Origin of the sequence: Pseudomonas sp. 43(2021) (assembly GCF_017490805.1) — a bacterium.
Classification (GTDB): Bacteria; Pseudomonadota; Gammaproteobacteria; order Pseudomonadales; family Pseudomonadaceae; genus Aquipseudomonas.
This window is the reverse complement of record NZ_JAFGYJ010000058.1, coordinates 1-3,736: the sequence shown is the minus strand read 5'-3', so window position 1 is coordinate 3,736 and position 3,736 is coordinate 1. Positions and strand designations below refer to the sequence as shown.

Below are 3,736 nucleotides of genomic sequence, written 5' to 3'. Positions count from 1 at the left end.
ATCATTCTTATTGGATCACCGTCTATTCCTTCATACTTCGCTGAATACCTCAAGGAATTTGAACAGAAAGACTTATTTATAGGGCTCTGCATTGCAGCCATTGCATTCTACCTTCTATATCTCGCTTCAGAATCGATAACCAAGAAGCTAACGGCCCTTGGCAGCGAAAAGCTAGTAAGCAACAGCAGCAAATTAATTGTATTCGATGGGCAGGATGATGTAGCCCGCAAGGCATATCTTCGACTCACACGCAGCTTAGCTGCTGTAGTGTTTCTCGCACTAACCATCGCGGCGCTTGGATTTATCTATTTAGAACTTACTATCGCAGTTATCTCATTCTGGCTTTGCATGGGCGTCGCAGCCAAAGCTAAAACTGCGCTAAAAAAGGGCGATTCATCGTCGACAAATGAAGGCTCCTACGAACTAATCAATTCAATGGGGTCCTTTGGCTTCCTGGCTGCATTTTCTTATCTCGCCTACGATCTGCTCTCTGATACGCCACCCAGCTTGCTTCCAGCTATAATCGGAGTATTGCTCACACGTCAGATCATGCAGCGCGCTACCTTGCTCATTCAGGATGTGATGCTGCTCAAAGAGCAACGACTTCAGATTTCAGCTCTATTTTTTAACGGCCATAAATTGACAGGCGAAACGAAGTCTAAAGCAACAAAGTTCTGGAATATTTTCACACAAAACCAGATCGACACTTGGGTGCCAGCTTTACTTAAAGATGTCACTCAAAAAACATATATAGAGCATCGTATAAACTGGCATCAAAGTGGTGTGCACGTTATTTTTGCCATCGAAGTCTGTTCAACGTGCACTCTAGGTACTACAGACACACACCTTATTAAGATTTTTAACAACACCCGAAGCACTTTGGCTATCAACGAAGCGACTTTACTTTCTGAACCCCACGTTCGAAACCTTTGCACGCTTCCTTTCGTTCACGCAACCATCCTTGATGGATTTCATTGCCACGTTTTCCGACCAGAGCACCTGAACAAAATACCTGCAGTCGAGTTCGGCATACATCAACCTGAACTTACCAAGCTCCTGATGAGAAGTACTCCATCTCAATCACTGGTACAAAAATATACCCGTTCCAGGCCGCTCCTGTGGGATCGCCTAAGTGACTCTGCACTGACTAATCTCGGTGAGGCACTCGACATCAGCAAACATCAAGATGTGTTTAAGAATTTTATGCGACATATAGAAAGCGTTCGCTATCTGCTTCGCACCCTTCCTCTTCATGTTTGTAATTCACAGGTAGGCAAGGACCAAATTTTTATTTCCAATAATGGGACCCTTACCGCCAGTTACTGGGGCAACTGGAGCCTTGAACCCGTTGGAGCTAGCCTGCAAATATCCAAAAAATTAGAGCCACTACTCCCAGAACTACTACTCGATCTCAAAGAGCAACGCGCAGATATGCAAGAAGTGACAGTACAACACCTGCACTTCTCGGCCCTATGCTTCCAACTCGATCAGTTGCTGGCGAGACAGAACTATATATCGGCGGCAGAAATTCTCCCCCAAATTTCAGATTTGGCAACCGCACTCAACCAACCAGTTCTAGAGGTGGCTGTATGCAACGCGTAGCCATGATCGTTTGGAATGAATTCCTGAATGATGCCCGTGTTCTGAAAGAAGCGCAAACCCTTCAACGTGCCGGCTATGAAGTTAAAGTTTTTGCTTTGCACACTCCCGGTGTAACTTTCCAGCAGGAAAAACTAAAGGATGGCATTGGCGTTTTCCGTGTTGCTCGTAGTCCGTTGTGGCGGTGGCGCAAGGGCAAAACTGTTTCGAATGAGGCACTCCACACAAGCAAACTTCAGGGCCCCATTGGCAAACTCACGCTCAAACGTCAGCTTCTCCGCCTTATCGCCCGAGTTTGGACTCATACCGCTCTTCTTTGGCACATGATCCGGTATCGCCCTCATCTTGTGCACGCCCACGATGTGAATACTCTCCCAACAGCCTGGCTGGCCGCTCGCTTCAGCCAAGCACGTTTGGTTTATGACGCCCATGAAATCAGCACCAGTCGCGAAGGTTATGAAAGTTTCCGCCGCCTAGTTGGTTTGGTTGAAAAGCTGCTGATGCCCAAAGTAGATGGCAGCATTACTACCACCGATGCTAGAGCGAAGTACTTTGCTCGCGCTTATGGAGTAGCACGCCCTACTGTTTTACAAAATCGTCCTCGGCTGACTCATTGTGAAACATCGAATCGCATTAGGGAAGAACTTGGGCTGACAGCGCCTTGGCCGATAATCATTTATCAAGGTGGCTTGCAGCAAGGTCGCGGACTTGAAAAACTTATCAAGACTGCCAAAGATGTGCCAAATGCCTACTTTGTGCTTATCGGAGGAGGCCGCCTGACTCAAAGCCTGATCCAGCTCTGCGAAGAACTCGGATTGCAGCAACGTGTTCATTTCATTCCCACGGTAGCTCTTTCAGAACTGCCAAAGTACACAGCATCTGCTGATATTGGTGTGCAACCAATCGAAAATACCTGTCTTAATCACTACACTACCGACTCCAACAAACTCTTCGAATACTTAATCGCTGGCTTGCCTGTTGTGGCAACTGATTTCCCTGAAATACGTCGAATCGTACGTAACAATAATGTTGGGATACTGGTACCCGCCAATAATTCACCTGCTCTAGCACATGCGCTAAACCAACTGGTTACAGATCTCGAGCTGCGTAAAAAACTTGCCAATAACGCGCGCTCAACTGCGAGTACCTTGAACTGGGAGGAGCAGGAGGCTCGCTTGGTGAACCTTTACCAACAAGTACTCCCTGCTACCACACCAGTAAAATAGGCTCGATAATGACCACTCGGATTCTTCTGCTAAGTTTTTACTACCCGCCTGATCTTTCGGCCGGTTCATTTCGTGCAGAAGCGCTGGTCAGCGCGCTACGGGCTGAATTAGGCGAGCACGTGGCTATCGATGTGGTCACGACACATCCTAATCGCTACCACTCCTTTACAGCAAATGCGGTGAGTCTTGAATGCTCCCCGCTGCTGACAATAAGGCGTATTGATGTACCGGCACATCGAAGTGGGATCAGGGACCAGGCCAAAGCTTTCATCAGCTTTGCTATCAACGCTTTAAAGATCACTCGAAATCAAAACTACGATTTGGTTTTCGCTACATCGTCGCGCTTAATGACTGCATCTCTCGGGGCGCTCATCTCGCAACGAAGTGGTTGTGGGTTGTACTTAGATATCCGCGACATTTTCGTTGACACCTTACGAGACCTCTTGCCCGCTCGATGGGGGCGTCTTGCAGCACTCATTTTCTCACCAATTGAACGCTGGACCATAAATAGCGCGACCCGAGTGAATTTGATATCACCCGGATTCCTACCCTACTTCAACACTCGCTATCCAGGGAGAGACTTCACTCTTTACACTAACGGTGTAGATGATCTATTTATCAACCAAATCTCAACATCACAGATAGGAGAGCCCTTAAAAAAATCTTCGCGAATTAAAGTGGTTTACGCAGGAAATATTGGCACCGGACAAGGGCTCCATCAGATACTTCCAGAACTCGCAAAACGACTTGCTGATCAAGTTGAGTTCCACCTCGTCGGCGCTGGCAGCACATTAAAACATCTTAAGATTGCCCTGGAACAGGCCCAGGTCGATAACGTTCGAATTTCCCCACCGATGAAGCGAGATGAACTGCTTCGTGTTTATCATCAAGCTGACGTACTTTTTTTACAC

Annotated in this window: 3 protein-coding genes; all 3 read left to right on the top strand. The window is 47.3% G+C overall.

The window, feature by feature from the left end; genetic code table 11:
• Positions 1-1,602 (top strand): hypothetical protein (locus J5M71_RS25640; RefSeq protein WP_207838234.1); only part of this gene is annotated, 1,602 nt, incomplete at its 5' end.
• On the top strand, positions 1,590-2,825 hold the full coding sequence (locus J5M71_RS25635) for a glycosyltransferase family 4 protein (protein WP_207838232.1): 1,236 nt from the start codon (positions 1,590-1,592) through the stop codon (positions 2,823-2,825). The genes J5M71_RS25640 and J5M71_RS25635, both read left to right, overlap by 13 nt.
• 8 nt (positions 2,826-2,833) lie before the next feature.
• The coding region (locus J5M71_RS25630; RefSeq protein WP_207838231.1) for a glycosyltransferase family 4 protein at positions 2,834-3,736 on the top strand (903 nt) is incomplete at its 3' end.